The organism is Methylobacterium sp. 190mf (assembly GCF_900107945.1).
GTDB lineage: Bacteria > Pseudomonadota > Alphaproteobacteria > Rhizobiales > Beijerinckiaceae > Methylobacterium.
In genome coordinates this window covers 12,725-30,914 of sequence record NZ_FNVI01000030.1, presented here as the reverse complement: position 1 = coordinate 30,914, position 18,190 = coordinate 12,725, and the positions used below count along the sequence as shown (strand labels likewise).

The window sequence follows — 18,190 nt, the reverse complement described above, 5'->3', positions numbered from 1 at the left end:
GAGGAAGCCCTCGGACTCACGGAGACGGGTTTCACGATCGCGACGCGGTGCCTCGATGCGGCGGATCTCGCCGTCGCGCCACGCGTCGAAGGCGGTGGTGCCGCTGGCCCGAAGGCGGGGTGAACGACGGCGGTGCGCGGGTCACGGCGCCGGGCCCGACAGGTCGCGGGCGGCATTCGAGACCCGGCAGGCCGGAACGGTCGCGCGCGTCGCGGGCTTCGGGCGGGTCGGCGCCGCGGTCGCCGGGCCGGAGCGCCTCTACCGGCGGTCACGCTCATTCGGGGTGGGGTCACCTCGGTTCGGTGCCGCGCCGCTCTAGGTTGGCTGAAAGGGGAGCGGACCGCATGGAGCAGGACATCGGCGAGGGGGAGCGGCCGCCCGCTTCGCGACGGCCATCCGTCTCCAGGTCCCTGGACCTCCTCAACCTCCTGCTCATCGACGTGAACGGGGCGATCAAGCCCTACCTCAACGTCTACCTCTACGTGCACCGCGGTTGGAATGATGCCTCGGTCGGGCTGGTCAGCACGGTGTCGGGCATCGTCGGCATCGTGGTGCAGACGCCCATCGGGACCGCCATCGACGCGGTGCGCGACAAGCGCGTGATCCTGCTCGGCGCCCTGGTCGCGCTCTCGCTGGCCACGCTCCTCGTCGCGCTCTTCCCGTACTTCTGGCCCGTGCTCGCGGCCTCCTGCGTGCTGGCCGCCGTCGGGGGCATGCTGAGCCCGGCCATCGCGACGCTCACGCTCGGCCTGTTCCCATCCGACCGGATCGCCGGGCGCTTCGGCCGCAACGCCGCCCTGGAGCGGACCGGGAACGTCGCCATCGCCGTGCTGATCGGGCTCGTCGGCTGGCTGTTCCCGGACCGCGCGGTGTTCCTCTTGGTCCCGGCCTGCGCCATCGTCTCGGCCGCGGCACTCTACTCCATCCCGCGCGATGCCATCGACGCGCGCCGGGCTCGCGGCGGCGGCGAGGGGGAGCAAGCCCCGGCCCGGTGGCGGACCCTGCTGACCTGCCGGCCGCTCATGGTCTTCGCGGCCTGCGTAGGGCTTTTCCATTTCGCCAACGCGCCGCTGCTGACCCTCGTCGCCCAGGAGATCGGGCAGGCGCGCCCGGACTGGTCGTCCGTCATCGTCTCCGTCTGCATCGTCGGCGCGCAGGGGGTGATGGTGCCGATGGGGCTCATCGTCGGCCGCCGGGCCGAGCGCTGGGGCCGCAAGCCCTTGCTCGTGATCGGCTTCGCCGCGCTGCCCGTGCGCGCCTTGCTCTATCTCGTCTGGCGCGACCCGTACTGGCTGATCGCGGTCCAGTGCCTCGACGGCGTCGGTGCCGGCCTGCTCAGCGCGGTGAAGCCGCTGGTCATAGCCGACATCACCCGAGGAACCGGCCGCTACAACGCCGCCCACGGCCTGATCGGGACCGTGCAGGGCGCCGGCGCTTCGCTGTCGTTCGTGATCGCCGGAACCTTGGTCCAGCAGGCGGGGTTCGATGCCGCCTATCTCGCGTGCGCCGCCGTCGCGGCGGTCGCGCTCGGGGTGCTCGTGACGCTGCTGCCCGAGACAATCCCGGAGTAGCCCCGGAGAAGCCTCGGGGCGGCCCGGCGGCGTGGCTGCGAGCGGTGAGACCTGGCACGGCTTGAGGAGGGGTGGTGAAAGATCGGATTTCCGGCCGGGGTGGCCGGCGGCTCACCGCGACGCTGGCCGTGCTCCTCTCCCTTGCCCTGCCCGTCACCGCCGCGACGCTCCACAGCACCTACGTCGACCCGGCGGCGATGGCGCTGCAGCGCGTCCTGCCGCCCCCGCCCGAAGCCGGCTCGGAATCGGCCAAGGCGGACATGCAGGCCGTGGAGGCCGCGGTCCGCGCCCGCACGCCCGACGACGAGCGGCGCATCACCGCGAACCTGCCGTGCACCCTCGACCGCTTCACCGGTGTGCTCGGCCCGGCCTTCACGGCGGAGACGATGCCGGACACCGCGGCGCTGATCGAGAGTGTGTTCCAGGACGGGGAACTCGCCGTGCTGGCGGCGAAGGCCGCCATCGCGCGGCCGCGGCCCTACACGGTGAAGCCGGACCTCGCCACGTTCGGACATCGCTCCGACAGCACGTCCTACCCGAGCGGCCACGCCACGTTCGGGTATCTCGCGGCCACGGTGCTGTCGCGCCTCGTGCCCGAGAAGCGCCAGGCGCTGTTCGCTTTCGCCGGGACCTACGGGGAGAACCGGGTGATCGCCGGCACCCATTTCCCGTCCGACCTCGAAGCCGGCAAAATCGCCGCGGCCGTCATCGCCGAGGCGCTGTTCCACGACCCGCGCTTCGAACGCGATCTCGCCCGGGCGGCTTCTGAAGTCGCGGCCCAGGGCGGCGCCTCCGGTCGGTGAGGCGAAGGCTCCTGACGCAGGATCACGAAGGCGGGAGGCGGGTTGCGGGGCGAACCCGCCTGTCTGACCGCGATCCCAGGCAATCCTGGGCACCCGCGCACGGGCCCTTGCCGCACCCGACCCAGCCCCGGAGATGGGCCGCCCGACATCCGAGCCCCGAACGACAGGAGACCGCCGGCATGTCTCACGTCACCGAGGAGATGGCCGCTGATGGGCACTTCATGGTCAAGGTCGCCGGTCGTGCCGTCACGGAGACCTGCGAGAAGCGACAGGCCAGGAAGCTCGTCCGCGCGATGCGCATCTGTCGGGCGGCCTCGTCACGCTGTTCGGCGGAAGACGAGGCTCGCCGCTGCGATGGCTAAGCCCAGCCGAGCTCTCTCACGGCCCGGGCGTCGTTCCAGATCTTCGTCAATCCGATGATGCGGTCCCCCTCGAACTGCATGACATACACGTAGTCGGTCGACGTGGATTTGCCCGTGGGCGGGCAGGGTCCGCCCTCGCCAGTGTGGGTCCCGTGGAAGACCCCGTAGGCCATCACGTTCCGGCGCTCCTCGTCGGTCGCGAAGGATCGCACCTCGTACCGACCGTCGGGGATGAAGGTCAGGAGCCCCTTCATCCACTCCGTGTAGTCCCGCAGGGAGGTCACGCCGGCCAGGGCATCGGCCTGGGCGGAGAAGGTCGCATGCGGGGCACAGTAGCGCGCGCACGCCTCCCAGCCTCCGCCGGTCTCGCAGGCATCGAAGAAGGCCTTTGCTACCGTCGTGATGTCGCCCATGCCTGGATCGCCCTTTTCCATTGCCGGAAGCGCCGATTGTAGCGGACGCCGTCCGCGCAAGCACCCTCTGCGAGGGTCTGCGCGGACGGTCATGCGGCTGGCGCCGCTTCCGACCGTATCGCGACGATCAGGAAGGCGCCTCGTTCGAGGCAGCCGCGCCATGCCCCCCGCTCCCGTGCGGGAGCGGGTTGGGGCAAGACGCTTCGAGGTCGAACGCGCCATGTCTGTGACCGTTCTCGTGTGAAGCCGGGGGAGGCGGTGGGCCGGACGCGCCGAGGCGCGCGGCCCGGCTTCTCGAAAACGGCGTCCCGACTTCGGCCGTCCCCCGGCCGAGCGCTCGAGCGCTCTCCGCCGAAGTGGATACCGGTTCGGCGTAAGAGAGCGCGTCAAGACAAAGGTTTAGAGCCGTGCCCGATTGCAACGCGATCGGGCACGGCTCTAGCCGAGCCTCCGGCCGATCGCCTCGGCGAGCATGATCGTGGTCACATTCGTCGGCGCCGAGACGATGTCGGGCATGATCGAGGCATCGACGACGTTCAGGCCGTCCACCCCGCGCACCGCCCCGCTCCCATCGACCACTGCCCACGGGTCGTCGCGGCCGCCCATCGGGACGGAGGAGGTCGGGTGGGCGTAGCCGTCGACTGCCGAGAGCACGGCTCGCCGCAGCGCGTCGTCGTCACGGACATCGGGACCGGGATACAGCTCCGCCGCGACCACGTCGCTGAACGGGGCCGTCCGGCCGATGCGCCGCGACAGGCGCACCGCTTCCAACATGCGCCTCAGGTCGGCCGGGTCCTCGAAGAAGTTGTAGCGGATGAGCGGCATGGCGCGGGGGTCGCGGCTCGTCAGCCGAACCGAGCCGACGGACCTCGGCAGCGTGACCGAGCAGGCCAGTACGATGGCCCCGCCGGTCGGGCTCTGCGCCGGATCGAAGATGTGCGTCCCCGAGATGTGAAGGTCCAACTCGTCCGGGGCGGCCTCACGCGACCGCGTCCAGATGATCGCGCCCGCGACCGGGTCCATCGCCCGCACCTCCCGCTTGAGCGCGTAGACGTTGTAGTAGAACGGATGCTCCTTGAGCCGCTCGCCGACCGGCGCGTCCTGCAGCACGGGAATGTCGAGGTCGCGCAGGTGCGCCGCCGGCCCGATGCCCGACCGCATCAGGATGGCGGGGCTGCCGAATGCCCCGGCCGAGAGGATCACCCGTCCGGCCTCCACCGTCGCGCCGCCCAGAAGCCGGAGGCCGCGCGCCCGCCGGCCGTCGAACAGCACGGCGTCGACCTCGGCGCCCCCGACGATGGCGAGGTTCGGTCGGCGCCGAACGTCCTCAGTCAGGTAGGCCATGCCCGTGTTGACGCGTCGGCCCTCGACCACGTTCAGCGGGTAGGGCGAGACGCCGTGCTGCTCCGCGCCGTTGAAGTCGGCGATGCGGGACAGGCCGGCCGCCTCCGCGGCCAGCACGAAGGCGCGCATGGAGGGGGTGATCTCCTCCATCGTGCGCTGGCGGATCGGGAAGGGCCCGGAGCGCCCGCGCCGAGCGTCGTCGCCGGCCGGCGTGTTCTCCAGTGCCCTGAAGACCGGGAGCACCTCGTCCCACGACCAGCCGTCGAGACCGCGCGCGGTCCAGCGGGCGAAATCGGACGGCCGCGCCCGCATGGCGACCGCGGCGTTCACGCCGGAGCTGCCGCCGAGCACCTTGCCGCGGATCGCGCGCACGTCGTGGCCGAGGCCGGAGCGGTCCTGGGTGTGGTAGCCCCAGTCGTGCGCCGCGTCGCCGCCGACCCAGTTCGCGTTCGCGATGACGTCCGGATACGCCCCCGGCGCGTAGGCCGGTCCGGCCTCCAGCAGAAGAACCGTCCGGTTCGGATTCTCGCTGAGCCGGCGCGCGAGCACGGCGCCCGCGGAGCCTCCGCCGGCGATGACGACGTCGAAGGCCTGATCCGGGATGGGGGCGCGGGTGGGCATGGCGGACATGTCCTCTTCGAGAGCGGCGATGGTCAGGATGCGGAGGCGCGGCGCAGGAAGGCGGCGGCTCGGTCGAGGGCCCGGCGGCTGCTGTCGAGGTGGGCGATGTCGAGCTGGAAGACGTGATGCAGGCCCTCCCAGACCTCCAGCCACACCGCGACGCCAGCCTGTTCGGCGCGCCGGGCGTAGCGCGTCGCGTCGTCGATGAGGCGCTCGTCGGTGCCGACTTGGATCAGGAGCGGGGGCAATCCGCGCAGGTCGCCGAGGAGCGGTGAAGCCAGCGGGTGGCGGACATCGCGCGCGCCGGCATACTTGCGCGCGCAGTCCTGCAGGTACGCACGGCCGATGAGCGGGTCCTGCACCGAAGGATCGTTCATGGAGGGGCCGGACAGCGTCAGGTCGGTCCAGGGCGAGAAGACGACGCCGGCCACCGGCGCAGGGCCGCGCGCGCGCAGGGCGAGGCTCGCCAGGGTGACGAGGCTCAGCCCGCCCCCGGCCGAGTCCCCGACGACGGCGATCCGGTCGTAGCCTTGGCCGATCAACCAATCCCAGGCAGCCAGCGCCGCCTCCGGGGCAGCGGGCAGCGTCGCCTCCGGCGCCAGAGGATAGTCGATGGCGAGCGCGGCGACGCCGGCCCGGCTCGCGATCTGGCTGACGAAGCCGCGATAGGCCGCGGCCGTGCCCTGGACGTAGCCGCCGCCGTGCAGGAAGAGGATCGCCTGGCCGGGCGCGGCATCCGCGGGGCGCACCCACCAGCCGCGGATGCCGGCCTCGTCCACGGGGTCGAACGCGACGCCGTCCGCGCGCGGGCTGCCGGCTATGAAGGTGTCGTAGACGGCCCGCGGCTCTCCCGTCGCGTTGCCCCAGAAGCGCGCGAACAGGTCCCGCAGGGCGTCCTCGCGCCGCCGTTCATCGTCGGCGAGCGGAATGGTGATCGTCCCTGGCGCCGGATCGGGGCCGAAGGTGTCGTCGCGCATCGCAGTTCCCGCTGGTGCATCGGCCCGACCGCCGCCGGGCAAGGCTCCGCCGTCCGCGCGTCGCTCGGCGCCGCGCGGGGTTCGTGTGTCGGACGATCGGATCTCAGGCCGGGATGCGGCCGAACGCGCCCCGGGCGTAGCCGGCGAGCGCGCGCTCGACGTCGGCGACCGTGGACATCACCAGCGGACCGCGCTTGACGAAGGGCTCGCGGATCGGCCGCCCGGCCATCAGCACGACATGCGCAGCCTCGGCGGCTTCGAGGATGATCTCCGCGGCGGAACCGGCGCCCACCGCTAGGGCGCCGCCCTCCGGCAGGAGGCGCTCCTCCTCACGGCAGCGGACGGACACGCGCCCCGACACGGCGTAGATCCAGGCTTGCCGCCCCTCGGGCAGGGCGTGGGCGAAGGCGCCGCCCGGCTGTAGGAAGCCGTCGAGCAGTGTCATCTCCTCCGGGGTGCCACCCGCGCCAACAACGTCGCCGCTCTGCCCCAGGACGACGCGGACGCGATGGCCGCGGCCTTCGAGGACCGGGATGTCGGCCGCGCGAACGTGCAGCGCGCGCGCCGGCTGCGCCTTGAGGCGCGCGGGCAGATTGACGAAGACCTGCAGGGCGTGGACCCGTGCCCCTTCGGCCGGCCTCTCCTCGTGCGCGGCGCCCGACGCCGCCGCGAGCCAGTAGAGGTCGCCCGGCTCGAGGGCGACGTCTCGGCCCAGCGTGTCCCGGTTGAGGAAGTGGCCGGTCGCGTCCTCGAACATGACGGTCACGGCCGAGATGCCGGCATGGAGGTGCGGCTCGAAGGTCGGCCCGGTCATGACGAAGTGGTCGACCATCAGGAGCGGGTCCATGCGCCCGTCGAAGGCTTCCTCGGAGAAGTGCGCCGCGGAGAAGTTCGAGCCGATGCGGTGGGGCGCTCCGAGAACGGTCTCGCCGAGCCTCGGGTGGAGCGCGTCGGCCCCGTGGATGGTCTCGAGAGCTGTCATGTCCTGCCTCGCTGCGTGGATGTGCCGATGGTGTTGCGACAAACGCTGGCCGAGAAGGCAGCCATTTTCGGACCTATCGTCCGATCGTTTGGACGCCGGGATCCGGCATCCGGTGGCGCTCGCGGCGGATGGGGACCGGCCCCGGCTCCGCACCCCCTCGACCGACCCCGCCGAGATCGCCCGCGCCTAGAGCAGCACGGCCTTCGGAAACTCCGCCGCGAGGTGGTCGAGGAAGGCCCGCACGGACGGAAGCAGGCCTTGGCGGTAGGGAATGAGGGCCGTCAGGGTGGAGTCGCCCGCGACCCAGTCGGGCAGAACGCGCCGCAGGGCACCCGAGCGGACGGCCTGACGACAGATGTAGCTCGGCAGAGCGACCACGCCGATGCCGCGGATGGCGGCCTGCTGCAGCCCGACCATGTCATCGCCCATCAGCCGCGGGCTCAACGGCAGTACCGCCTCGTCCCCGGCGCGGCTCGCGTGCCGCAGCCGCCAGACCGGCGCGACCCCGGTCCGCATCATGAACAGGGACGGATGGTCCCGAAGGGCGTCCGGATTGTCCGGAGCGCCGTTCTCGTCGAGGTATGCCGATCCCGCGAACAGGAACCAGGGCGCCGGCGCCAGGGTACGCTGGACGAGGTTCGAGTCCGGCAGCGGGTCCGTATGGGCCCGCACGGCGATGTCGAAGTTCTCGCCGACGATGTCGACGGTGCGGTCCGCGCCGTGGGCCACGACATTCACCTTCGGGTGGCGGACGAGGAAGTCCGCGATGATGTCCGCCAGGGCGAACTGCATGGTCGCGACGCCGGCCGTGCACCGCACCGTGCCGGTCGGCTCCGTCAGGCGCTGGCGGATCGTCGTCTCCGCCAGCTCCGCCTCTCTGAGCATCGCGACCGCGTGGCGGTAGAAGTCCTCCCCCGCATCCGTCATGCCGAACCGGCGCGAGGTCCGGTTCAACAGCCGGACGCCGAGGGCGCCCTCCAGCTGCTGGAGGCGGTGGCTCAAAGTGGATTTCGGCACGCGCAGCGTCCGCCCGGCGGCCGTGAAGCCGCCGCGATCGACGACCTGCACGAAGTAGAAGAAGTCGTTCAGGTCGAGCACGCCGCCCCCTCGTCGTCCAAACCTATGGACGCTGGGTTCGGATTGTTGCGGCTTCTGGGCCGCCGGTCCAGCCGATAGCTCTTGCTCGTCGCCGGCCCCGACGGGCCTTGAGCAGGAGGATACGATGACCGCTCGCGCCTACGAACCGCTCACCGTCGAGAACGCAGCCCTCGTCCTCGTCGACCATCAGGTCGGCCTGATGACGGGCGTGCGGGACTATTCGACGGGCGAGCTCAAGCACAACGTGATCGCCCTGGCGAAGGCCGCCGCGGCGCTCGGCCTGCCCATCGTGGTCACCACGACGGCGCGCGACAGCCTATGGGGTCCGACCTTCCCCGAGTTGGTCGCGGCGTTGCCCGGAAACGAGATCATCGACCGCTCGTCGGTGAACGCCTACGACGACGCGCGCGTCGCCCGGGCCATCGAGGCCACGGGCCGCGAGAAGCTGATCTTCGCCGGCATCTCGCTGGAGGTCTGCGCGGCTTTCCCAGCCATGACAGCCGTCGCCCGCGGCCTCGACGCCTACGTGGCTGTCGACGCCTCCGGGACGTTCAGCGAGACCAAGCGCCAGGCCGGCCTTCTCCGTATGGCGCAGGCGGGCGTGGTCCTGTCCGACTACGCGACGCTGATGGTCGAGATCCTGAAGGACAACGCCCGCCCGGAGGCGGGCCCGGTCTACGCGGCCTTGGACATGCCCTGGGCGACCTTGGTCGGCCAGGTCGCCGCCTCCTTCGGCAGAGTGCACGGCGGAGCGAATGCTTGACCGTTCACGACACGTGTCAGTTTGCGGCCTGTCCCACAGCGGTCGCGCCAGCGGTGTCTGCCGGCCCCTGCTCGACGCAACAATCGAAGCAACACGCGCGTAAGGCCGAGCTCTTAAATCCTTCATTAACCAAAGGCCCGAACGGCCACGAGGGGGAACCGACATGACCACCATCATCGCACGACTGCTGATCGTCATCAGCGTGATCGGCGCCATCGCCTGCGCGCCGATGCTGACGCCCGCATCCGCAGCCGGTCTCCTCGCGCAGACGAGGTGAGCCGTCATGGGCATGCAGTCCGTCATCCTGCTGGTCATCGCCGGCAACTTCGCCTGCGCCTTCCTCATCCCGTATTTGGCGATGACCGGAGCCTGAAGGCGTCTCCTCGGTAGATCTATCCCCCTACGGAGCCGATCATGAGTATCTCGAAGACCGCTTGCCTCACCGCTGTCCTCGGCCTCGTCTCCAACATGGCCTTTGCCCAGCCACAGGCGAGCCAGGAGAATCTGAAGCGCCACTGCATAGGAGATTACCTGGAACATTGCGGCCAGTTCTCGCCCGACGGCGGGGAAGTCCAGGCCTGCTTCCGCGAGAGAGCCGGCCTCCTGACACCGAATTGCTCGATGGCCATCGCCGCTTACCAAGAGGAGCAGAAGGCCGCGAATCCGATCCGGAAGGTCCGCGCCGCACGGTGAAGTCATCCCTTCGCGTATTCGATAAGGTCAGCCGAGCCGGCATCTGCGAAATCCGGCGCGGCACGGAATTCGCCCGTGTCTACCGTCGCCTGCCCTGACCGGGATGCGACCCGCCGCAGGGTATCAACCTTACCGCGCCCGACAGCCCTCGGCGAATGGGGGTTGGATGACTGGTACCGCAAGCCAGCGCACGCGGTGCGCGTTCGCCGCGCACAGTCGAAGCGCGATGCGAAATCTCCTGCGCCGGATTGTGGCGGAGTCCGCCGCTTCTCGAGATTGGGCGCGAATGGAAGCCGAGGTCGGCTTTCCCGCACTTGATGCCCAGAAGCGGACAGGCGGGAGATCACCCCGAACTGCCGTTCCGGGAGCGACCCGAACCGGTCACTCAGGTCACGAGAATGACGGCCGGGACGCGGACGCGCCCGGTTGCTTGTCTCGGCTGTGCGCCTGCCGGTAGTCACGCGGGCTCATGCCGTAGCGATCCTTGAAGCGGCGCGCGAAATGCGCCTGGCTGCTGAAACCGCAGCCGTAAGCCAGCATGCCGATCGACAGGTGGGCGCAGGCCGGATCATTCAGGCGCTTGGCTGCCGCCTCCAGGCGGCGTCCCCAGATGTAGTCGGAGATGTGCCGGCCGCGCTCGTGGAACAGTTCCTGGAGCCGGCGCAGCGACACGCCCATCGCGGCGGCGAGTTGCGGCGGATCCAGGTTCGGGTCGCTCAGGTTCGCCTCGACATAGGCCTTGGCGCGCTGGACCGTGACGTTGCCGTGGACGGAACGGGGTACCTCCTGCGCCATCCGTTCGGCGAGGCTCGCTATGATCAGGTCCGTTCCGATCGCCGCCATGCGCGCGGCCGCGTCGGGCGTGAGCTGATCGCCCATGCGCACCAGCTCCTGGAGGAAGGTGTTTGCCAGGGTCGTGGAGGCGAGGTCCGCGCCGACCGTGAGTGCACAGTACAGCCGGGACGGACCCAGCATGGCCTCGAAGCGCTCGCGCGGCAGATCGATGACGAGGGAGATGCCCGTGTCGGCCTCGCAGACGGCCGGGCGTGCGTCGATAACGACGAAGTCGCCCGTCCGGAATACAGCCTCCCGATCGCCTTGCTGGATGGCGTCCTGACCGGAGAGCTTCAAGGACGCGTAGAGGCGGTCGGGCTGCCCATAGCGCCGAATCGCGTCGGGGGTTGCTTCAGTCCGCATGGCGGTGTGTGCCATCTTGGAGATCGGCACAGGCCCGATGCTGGTGACGTCCAGCCTGCCCTGAAACGGAACCCCGTGAAGGGGTTGCTGATCGATCGGGATCAATCGCTCGCAGATCGTCTCGCGCCAGCGCCGGAACGCGTCCTTGGGGTGAATTCCCTCTGTCGAGAAGAAGGGTTGCATGCGTAGCCTCGGCACGCAGCGCGCCGTCCCGAAGCGCAGACTGCGGATCCGGAGGGTTATTGTATATAATCTATTATCTCAAGACCGCGGTGCTGGGTGCTTCGCGGCGGTTCTGTCTGCGTCTCAACCAATGCCGTCGGTAAGCGCACCGGCAGGAAACCGCCCAGAGCCGCCACTCCGATCGCACCCAAGCCTGACACGGGACCGCCCCGCGGGGGCCGGTCACCGTCTCGGAATCCCTCCGTCCTCGCCAGCGTTGTCGGAGCCGCCGCAACGGCCGCGCTCTTCCCGATGCCTCGATCGTCCAGACGACACGAGGTCACCGCCGGGCGGCGACGAGGTCCGCGGCGCGCCGCCACCCGAGTGTCCGGCCGATTCGCGCTCGGACCCTGGGTCCGAGCGTGCCGGATCGCGAGCAGCTGGTGGTCGCGCGCCGGCCTACGATCCGCGCAGGTAGCTCAGCGGCCGACCGGTATCCGGATGCGGCATGACGCCCATCGGGATGTCGTACACGGCGCGCAGCGTGTCGGGGTTCATCAGCGTGCCGGGCGGGCCGTCCGCGATGAGGCGTCCCGAGTGCAGCGCCAGGATGCGGTCGCAGACGCGCGCCGCCATGTTCACGTCGTGCAGGACCACCACGACGCCGAGCCCGTCACGATGGGCCAGATCGCGCACGAGGGCGAGGATCTCGACGGCGTGGGCGACGTCGAGGGCCGAGATCGGCTCGTCGAGCAGCAGGCAGGCGGGCTCCTGCGCGATCATCATCGCGAGCCAGACGCGCTGCCGCTCACCGCCCGAGAGCGTGTCGACGAAGCGGTCCGCGAAGGCGGCGACGCCGGTGGCGGCGAGCGCCCGCCGGACCGCCTCACGATCCCGGTCGGCGACGCGGCCGAGGGCGCCGTGCCAGGGATAGCGCCCCAGCGCCACGAGCTCGCGCACGGTCATGCCCGGGACCGGCGGGAGCGCCTGCGGCAGATAGGCGACCTCGCGCGCGAAGGCGCGGTCCTCCCAGGCACTGAGGGCGCGATCCGCGAACGCGATCCGGCCGGCGGTCGGCGCCTGCTGGCGGCCCAGCAGCTTGATCAGGGTCGACTTGCCGGACCCGTTATGGCCGATCAGGCCCACCACCTGCCGCGGCTGGATCACGAGGTCGAGGGGATGCAGCAGGGTGCGTTCGGGGAGTCCGAAGCTCGCGCCCTGCAGGGTGAAGAGCGGGGGGGCGCCCGCGGCTTCCGCCGTCGGCGCGCCCCGCGGCCGCGCGACGACCGGCGCATCGGGACCGTTCATGCGGGCCTCCTCGGGCCGTCCGTTCCCGCCGGACCCGCTTCGGGGCGTGCCGGCAGGGGGCAGGCGCCGCAGAGGCTCTGGTCGGGGATGAGGTAGCGCAGGCAGCAGACCTTCCGCACCCGACGCGGCGGCGCGCCCGCCGGCGCGTCCCCCGCCTCCGGGACGTAGCGGATCGGCGCGAACAGCGGGTTGGGCGCGCCGGACCGGCGGCGGCTCGTCAGGACGCTCGCGGCGGCCGCGTGCCCGGTCCGGCCCGCCTGCGGGAGCCCCTCGGTGCGGCGCACCACGAACTCGAAGATGTTGCCGGCATTGCTCCACAGCACGCGCGGCGCCACGCCCGAGACCGCCGCCAGGGCGCCGACCAGGGGCGCCAGGTGCGCGTCGATCAGCGCGCCGAAGCGATCCGCCGGCGCCCTCTCCTGGGTCTGCCCGCCGGGCCCGTCGCTCCCCGCGGCGGGGTCGCGCAGCTTGAGCGCCCGCGTCAGCCCGCCGTCGTCCGGGACGATCTCGACGGCGTCGAGGGCCACGGGCAGGATGAGGTCGAGCACGATGTTGGCGGCGAGCGCGGGCACCACCAGCATCGAGAAGTGCTGCTTCGCCCAGATCGACGCGACGGCGCGGGGCTCCGGCGCCGCGAAGGTGCGGGCGAACCGGTCGAGCTGTTCGGTCAGGACGCGCGGATCGAGCAGGTCGGCGCCCCTCACGGAGGGGCGCGGATCCTCCGCGGACACGATCCGATCCCGGTAGCCCTCGAGGGGGCCGACGAACAGGGCGTTCAGCGGGGAGAGAATCATCGGCGCAGCATCAGCCAGACGAAATAGGCGCCCCCGAGAACCGTCGCGACGAGGCCGGCGGGCAACTGCCACGGGAAGGCCGCGACGCGCCCGAGCCAGTCGGCCAGCACCATGATCAGGCCGCCGGCGAGCGTCGCCGCCACCAGCTGCTCGGCGGCCCGGCTGAAGCCCAGGCCGCGGGCGAGGTGCGGCCCCATCAGCCCGACGAAGCTCAGGGGGCCGACGAGCAGGGTCGCGGCGCCGGTCAGGATCGCGGCGACCGACAGGACCGTCAGGCGCGCCCGCGCGACCTGGAGCCCGACGGCCCGGCTCGTCTCCGCCCCGAGCGGCAGGATCGTGAGCCAGCGCGCGAGCAGCGGCGTGCCCGCGAGCACCAGGGCCGCGCCGAGGCAGGCGAGCCCGGCCTCGGTCCCGGTGGCGTTGTAGGTCGAGCCCGAGAGCCACGTCAGCAGGGCGGCGGTCCGCGGGTCGGCCGTGGCGAGCAGGAGCGCGATCACCGAGCCGATCAGGCTGGTCAGGGCCGCGCCGACGAGCAGGATCCGGGCGGAGGCGTAGCGCGCCCGGCGGCCCAGGGCCAGGACCGCCAGCAGCGTCGCGAGCGCGCCCGCCGCGGAGGCGGCCAGCATCGCGGCCGGGCCGAGGCCGGGGGCGAGGAACAGGACGAGCACCACCACGAGGGCCGCGCCCGCGGAGACGCCGAACAGCTCGGGGCCCGCGAGGGGGTTCCCGGTCAGCCGCTGCAGCAGCCCGCCCGCGTAGGCGAGCATGGCCCCGGCCCCCAGGGCGGCCAGCGCGCGCGGCGCCCGCCAGGCCAGGAGGGCGCCCGGATCGGGGCTCCACAGCCAGCCCTGGGCATCCCGCCCCAGTGTGAGCGACAGGCCGACGGCCGCGAGGGCGAGGATCGCGAGCGCCCCGATGGCGGGCCACGGCCGGGCGAGACGGACCGGGATAGGCCCCGGCGCCGGCGGCGCCTCGCGCGCGGTGCGCAGACCCAGGATGAGGCCGACCAGCAGGGGCGCGCCGACGAGGGCGGTGACGGCGCCGGTCGGGACACCGCTGCGGGCGATGAGCCGCTGCACGAGCTGATCGGTCAGGACGAGCAGCACCGCCCCGGCCACCGGCCCCCAGAGCAGGCGGTCGCGGAGCCGGCGGGCGCCGCCGTAGCGGGCGAGGGCCGGCCCCGCCAGGCCGACGAAGCCGATCACCCCGAGATACCCGGTCACGCTGGCGCCGACCGCGACGCCGAGGGCGAGGGCGGCGAGCCGCGTGCCGGCGGTGGAGACGCCGAGGCCCCGCGCCCCGGCATCGCCGAGCTCGATCAGGGTCAGCGGGCGCGCCAGCAGGCCGGCCGCGAGGGCCGCGAGGGCGAGGCGCGGGACGAGGCCGCGGACGCCGTCCCAGTTGTTCTGGTTCAGCGCGCCGGCCTGCCACGCGTAGAGGTCGGAGAGCGCGTCGAAATGCGCGAGCACCAGCATCCGGTTGGCGGCCTCGGCGGACAGCCCGACCACCAGTCCGGCGAGGATGACGGTGGACGGCGCGTAGCCGCTGCGCCCGCTCAGCAGCAGCACGAGGCCCGTGCACAGGGCCGCCCCGGCGCCGGCGACGGGCTCGTAGCCGTAGATCAGGAGGGCCGGCCACCACAGGGTCGCGAGGGCCAGGGCGAGCTTCGCGCCCGCGAACACGCCGAGGGTGCCGGGCTCGGCCAGCGGGTTGTCGAGCACCTGCTGGAACAGCACGCCGGCGAGGCCGAGGCCGCCGCCCGCCAGGACCGCCATGGCGAGGCGCGGCAGCAGGCTGTCGCGCAGGACGAGCTGCGGCATGTCGCCGTCGGTCGGGTCGAGCAGGGCGGCCCACCACTGCCCGGGCGGCAGGACGGCCGCCAGGTTGGCGTGCAGCAGCGCGGCGCTCACCGCCAGCGCGAGGGCGAGGAGCCCCGCCCCGCGCCAGAGCGGCGAGGCCCCGGACCCGTCGGCTCGCGCCCGCCGCGCTCCGGCCCCGGCCGCGCTCACGCCGGGGCCTTCCCGAGGGCCGCGGCGACCTGACGGGCGAAGCGCGCGGCCGACGGCAGGCCGCCGTTCGGATGGACGACCGGCATGCGGATCACGCGGCCGGCGCGCACGGCGGGCAGCGCCCGCCAGAGCGGGCTGTCGTCGAGGCGCCCGAGGGCGCGCGCGGTCTCGGCGCCGCGGTCGAAGTGGATCAGCGTCGCGTCGGGCACCTCCGCGAGGTCCTCGACCGCGGCGAGCACCGTGCCCGCGCCGCTCTGCCGGCCGGTCCAGGCATTGGTCAGGCCGAGGCGCTGGGCGACCGCGCCGACGGTGCTGCGCGTGCCGAAGACGGCCAGCTGCCGCCCGTCGTCGCGGAAGCGGCAGATGTAGACCGGGCGCCCGGTCCGGCCCGCGAGCGCAGCCCGGGCCTCGGCGAGCGCCCCGTCGGTCCCGGCGACCAGCGCCCGCGCCGCCGCGGCGCGGTCGACGCGGTCCCCCAGGTCGCGGGTCAGCGCCTCGAGGTGGTCGATCGGCTCCCGCGCGCCCGCGACGATGGGCAGCGCCACGACCGGGGCGATCCGGGTCAGCGCGACCTGGATCTGCGCCTGCCACGGCGCGGCGAGGATGAGATCGGGGGCGATCAGGCTGAGGAACTCGAGGTTCGGCTCCTGCAGCGGGCCGAGGTCGAGGACCGAGTCCGGCAGGGGCGGCTGCGCGATGAGCTTCTCGTAGAGCGGCCGGTTGGCGATCGCCACCGGCACGAGGCCGATCGCGAGGAGCGTCTCGGCGAACAACCCGTCGAGGGCGACCACGCGGGCGGCGGGCGCGCCGCCCGTCTCCGCGCGCCGCGGGTCTTCGGACGCGCCCGCGGGGGACGCGGCGAAGCCGCCCGGGACGAGGCCCAGGACGCCCGCGGCGAGGCCGGCGAGGAGGGCGCGACGATCGCCGCGCGGGCGGCTCATCCCCATGCGCCGGCCCGTGCGCCGACTCGGGCGAGCGGGCGGCGGATCCGCCCGCGGCACGCCTCCGCGCGCCGCGCCCGGCCGGTCCGCGGGACGGCGAGCCTCATGGATGCGCTCCCTGCCGCTCCCAGGCGCGGATCCCGCCGGCGGCGGGCGCGCGCGCCGGGGCGACCGCGCCCCCGCGCCCGTCCTGATCGAGCAGGCTGTCGACGATCTCCTGTGCGCGGACCGGCAGGACCGAGAGCAGGGTGTCGCTCAGACCGTGCGAGGTCTCCGAGTAGCCCTGGACGTAGATGCGCGGGACGAAGCCGGGGCGGGTCGGGACGCGGTAGTCGCGCGCCAGGTCCGGCCCGTCGCGGTAGGGCGCGAGCGGTTCGAGGATCGCCGGGTTCGGGTCGCGCGCGTACCCGGTCGCCAGGACGACGCCGTCGTAGCTGCGCTCCGCCTCGACCTCGGCGTAGCGGTCGACGGTCCGCAGCCTGATCCCGCCCGCGTCGCCGACGGCCGAGAGGATCTCGCTGCGCGGCCGGAGGTGCAGGCGCTGCGGCCCGGAGACCTTCTCCCGGTAGACGATGACGTGGAGCGCCTTGAGCAGGTCGGCGTCGATCACCGCGTAGTTCGTGTTGCGGTAGCTGCGCACAATCGCCGCCCGCCGCTCGCTCGGCTGCGCGTACACGAAGTCGGTGCGGTCGGGGTGGAAGATCTCGTTGACGAACGGCGTCGCGTCCGACGGTCGGAGGGCGTGGCCGCGGAAGACGAGATCGACCTGCAGCTGCGGGAAGCGGGCGTGGAGATCGTGGCCGATCTCGGCGGCGCTCTGGCCGCCGCCGATCACCGCCACGCGGGCGCCCGGGCGCGACAGGTCGAGCGGGCTGCCCGGGCCGCGCCGGTCGACGTGGTCGAGGTAGCGGCTCGAATGGCAGAGCCGGGGATCGCGCGCCAGGGCGGCGAAGGCGGCGGGCACGTGCGGGGCGCCGCCCACCGCGAGGGCGAGGTCGCGCGTCTGGCGGCGGATCTCGCGGCCCGCGGCGTCGCGGGTGACGACCCACAGGGTCTCGACCGTCCCGTCCGGTCCCAGCCCGGGCTCCACCGCGACCGCGGTCTCGCCGTAGTCGCACCGGTCGGCGAAATGGTCCGCCACCCAGCGGAGATAGTCGTTGAACTCGATCCGGCTGGGATGAAACGTCCCGAGATCGATGAAATCGTGCAGTCGACCCTGGCTGTGCAGGTAGTTCACGAAGGTCAGCGGGCTCGTCGGGTTGCGGAGCGTGACGAGGTCCTTGAGGAACGAGATCTGCATGTCGCTGCCCGGCAGCAGCATGCCGCCGTGCCATCGGAAGTGCGGCTGCCGCTCCAGGAAGCGGTACCGGAGGCCGCGCGCCGCCGGGGTCTCGGCCAGGGCGATCGCCAGGGCGAGGTTCGACGGCCCGAAGCCGACCCCGATGACGTCGCAGAGCGGTGCGGCGCGCGCGGTCATCCGATCGTCTCCTCGTCCGCACAACGGGGTGGGAGCCGGGGCGCGCGGCGAGGTGCGCGGCGATCCTCGCCGCCGCGGCGCACGGGGGCGGCGCCTCCCTCGGGGGAGCCGCGCGTTCCCCCGGCGGGACCGCTCGCAGGCGACCGGAAGCTGGTTCGCGCACACGCCACTGACCGCGTCCCCCGCCAAGCCCCGGACCACAGAACACCCGCCGGCCGAACCCGCCGGCCGCACTGCGTAGCGCGAACCGCCACAGTGATTCAAGGTCTCCGGAAAACACTTCTGACGATCGAGCAGTAATGAATTAAATTAGAACATTTCAAATATGTAAAAGGGCCCTTGAGTCCGGCGATCTTTCGGCCATGTTATGCGCCGACAAGCGAAGTTCATTGATTCATTGGCGAGGCAGCTCGCAGCTTTCACCTGAACGGGATGCATCGATGGCGTTCGATCGCGAAGATACGCTGTTCTACGTGGTGGTGAATCACGAGGAGCAATACTCGATCTGGCCGAGCTACCGCGACATCCCTGACGGGTGGCGCGCCGTGGGCGATCCGCGCGCGAAGGCCGATTGCCTGGCCTACATCGACGAGGTCTGGACCGACATGCGGCCCCTGAGCCTGCGCCGACACATGGAGGCTCAGGAGCGGGACGCGGGCGGCGCGCGGGCGTGAC

General features: G+C 72.3%; 17 protein-coding genes and 1 pseudogene. 6 read left to right on the top strand and 12 right to left on the bottom strand.

Annotated features, from left to right (window positions below; translation table 11 throughout):
- Positions 1 to 3: 3 nt before the first annotated feature.
- Positions 4 to 66, bottom strand: a pseudogene (locus C4T42_RS32540) (hypothetical protein); the annotation flags it as partial.
- Between the two features lie 278 nt (positions 67 to 344).
- On the opposite strand from C4T42_RS32540, the gene C4T42_RS26685 reads away from it, so the two are divergent.
- The 3 genes from C4T42_RS26685 to C4T42_RS26675 all read left to right on the top strand — a co-directional run bounded on the left by C4T42_RS26685 (position 345) and on the right by C4T42_RS26675 (position 2,736).
- Positions 345 to 1,571: an MFS transporter gene (locus C4T42_RS26685; protein ID WP_042671725.1), complete on the top strand. Its 1,227-nt coding sequence runs from the start codon at positions 345 to 347 to the stop codon at positions 1,569 to 1,571.
- 74 nt (positions 1,572 to 1,645) lie between these two features.
- A complete protein-coding gene (locus C4T42_RS26680; protein ID WP_020094362.1) occupies positions 1,646 to 2,374 on the top strand; it encodes a phosphatase PAP2 family protein in 729 nt (242 codons plus the stop codon).
- Between the two features lie 179 nt (positions 2,375 to 2,553).
- Entirely contained in the window at positions 2,554 to 2,736 is a 183-nt protein-coding gene (locus C4T42_RS26675) for a hypothetical protein (RefSeq protein ID WP_020094361.1), read from the top strand.
- On the opposite strand, the gene C4T42_RS26670 is transcribed toward C4T42_RS26675, so the two are convergent.
- From C4T42_RS26670 to C4T42_RS26650, 5 genes are all read right to left on the bottom strand, one after another.
- Entirely contained in the window at positions 2,733 to 3,149 is a 417-nt protein-coding gene (locus C4T42_RS26670; protein ID WP_020094360.1) for an ester cyclase, read from the bottom strand. The two genes, C4T42_RS26675 and C4T42_RS26670, sit on opposite strands and share 4 nt — an antisense overlap.
- A 438-nt stretch (positions 3,150 to 3,587) precedes the next feature.
- Positions 3,588 to 5,114 (bottom strand): GMC family oxidoreductase N-terminal domain-containing protein, encoded by a 1,527-nt coding sequence (locus tag C4T42_RS26665; RefSeq protein WP_020094359.1) that lies wholly within the window; start codon positions 5,112 to 5,114, stop codon positions 3,588 to 3,590.
- A 32-nt stretch (positions 5,115 to 5,146) separates the two neighbouring features.
- Positions 5,147 to 6,091: an alpha/beta hydrolase gene (locus C4T42_RS26660; RefSeq protein WP_020094358.1), complete on the bottom strand. Its 945-nt coding sequence runs from the start codon at positions 6,089 to 6,091 to the stop codon at positions 5,147 to 5,149.
- A 103-nt stretch (positions 6,092 to 6,194) separates the two neighbouring features.
- A complete protein-coding gene (locus tag C4T42_RS26655; RefSeq protein ID WP_020094357.1) occupies positions 6,195 to 7,073 on the bottom strand; it encodes a pirin-like C-terminal cupin domain-containing protein in 879 nt (292 codons plus the stop codon).
- A gap of 186 nt (positions 7,074 to 7,259) precedes the next feature.
- Positions 7,260 to 8,171 (bottom strand): LysR substrate-binding domain-containing protein, encoded by a 912-nt coding sequence (locus tag C4T42_RS26650; protein WP_056529504.1) that lies wholly within the window; start codon positions 8,169 to 8,171, stop codon positions 7,260 to 7,262.
- A 124-nt stretch (positions 8,172 to 8,295) separates the two neighbouring features.
- Here C4T42_RS26650 and C4T42_RS26645 point away from each other — a divergent pair, with 124 nt between their 5' ends.
- Both C4T42_RS26645 and C4T42_RS26640 read left to right on the top strand, forming a co-directional pair.
- Positions 8,296 to 8,934, top strand: a complete 639-nt coding sequence (locus tag C4T42_RS26645; protein ID WP_103986154.1) for an isochorismatase family protein — start codon at positions 8,296 to 8,298, stop codon at positions 8,932 to 8,934.
- 414 nt (positions 8,935 to 9,348) lie between these two features.
- The gene (locus C4T42_RS26640; RefSeq protein WP_020094351.1) at positions 9,349 to 9,627 is read left to right on the top strand and encodes a hypothetical protein; all 279 of its coding nucleotides are present in this window, start codon (positions 9,349 to 9,351) and stop codon (positions 9,625 to 9,627) included.
- Positions 9,628 to 10,017: 390 nt separating this feature from the next.
- On the opposite strand, the gene C4T42_RS26635 is transcribed toward C4T42_RS26640, so the two are convergent.
- From C4T42_RS26635 to C4T42_RS26610, 6 genes are all read right to left on the bottom strand, one after another.
- Positions 10,018 to 11,007, bottom strand: coding sequence for a helix-turn-helix domain-containing protein (locus C4T42_RS26635; RefSeq protein ID WP_103986153.1), 990 nt, complete (start codon positions 11,005 to 11,007; stop codon positions 10,018 to 10,020).
- Between the two features lie 438 nt (positions 11,008 to 11,445).
- On the bottom strand, positions 11,446 to 12,294 hold the full coding sequence (locus tag C4T42_RS26630) for an ATP-binding cassette domain-containing protein (RefSeq protein WP_170855236.1): 849 nt from the start codon (positions 12,292 to 12,294) through the stop codon (positions 11,446 to 11,448).
- Positions 12,291 to 13,088 carry a siderophore-iron reductase FhuF gene (gene fhuF / locus C4T42_RS26625; protein ID WP_091981164.1) on the bottom strand — a complete coding sequence of 266 codons (798 nt, stop codon included), beginning with the start codon at positions 13,086 to 13,088 and terminating at the stop codon, positions 12,291 to 12,293. The genes C4T42_RS26630 and fhuF overlap by 4 nt, the downstream gene beginning before the upstream one ends.
- On the bottom strand, positions 13,085 to 15,097 hold the full coding sequence (gene fhuB, locus C4T42_RS26620; protein ID WP_103986152.1) for a Fe(3+)-hydroxamate ABC transporter permease FhuB: 2,013 nt from the start codon (positions 15,095 to 15,097) through the stop codon (positions 13,085 to 13,087). The genes fhuF and fhuB overlap by 4 nt, the downstream gene beginning before the upstream one ends.
- Entirely contained in the window at positions 15,094 to 16,038 is a 945-nt protein-coding gene (locus tag C4T42_RS26615; protein ID WP_244603285.1) for an ABC transporter substrate-binding protein, read from the bottom strand. The genes fhuB and C4T42_RS26615 overlap by 4 nt, the downstream gene beginning before the upstream one ends.
- Positions 16,039 to 16,141: 103 nt before the next feature.
- Positions 16,142 to 17,515: a lysine N(6)-hydroxylase/L-ornithine N(5)-oxygenase family protein gene (locus tag C4T42_RS26610; RefSeq protein WP_020094345.1), complete on the bottom strand. Its 1,374-nt coding sequence runs from the start codon at positions 17,513 to 17,515 to the stop codon at positions 16,142 to 16,144.
- Between the two features lie 440 nt (positions 17,516 to 17,955).
- On the opposite strand from C4T42_RS26610, the gene C4T42_RS26605 reads away from it, so the two are divergent.
- Positions 17,956 to 18,189 (top strand): MbtH family protein, encoded by a 234-nt coding sequence (locus C4T42_RS26605; protein ID WP_020094344.1) that lies wholly within the window; start codon positions 17,956 to 17,958, stop codon positions 18,187 to 18,189.
- Position 18,190: the final 1 nt, after the last annotated feature.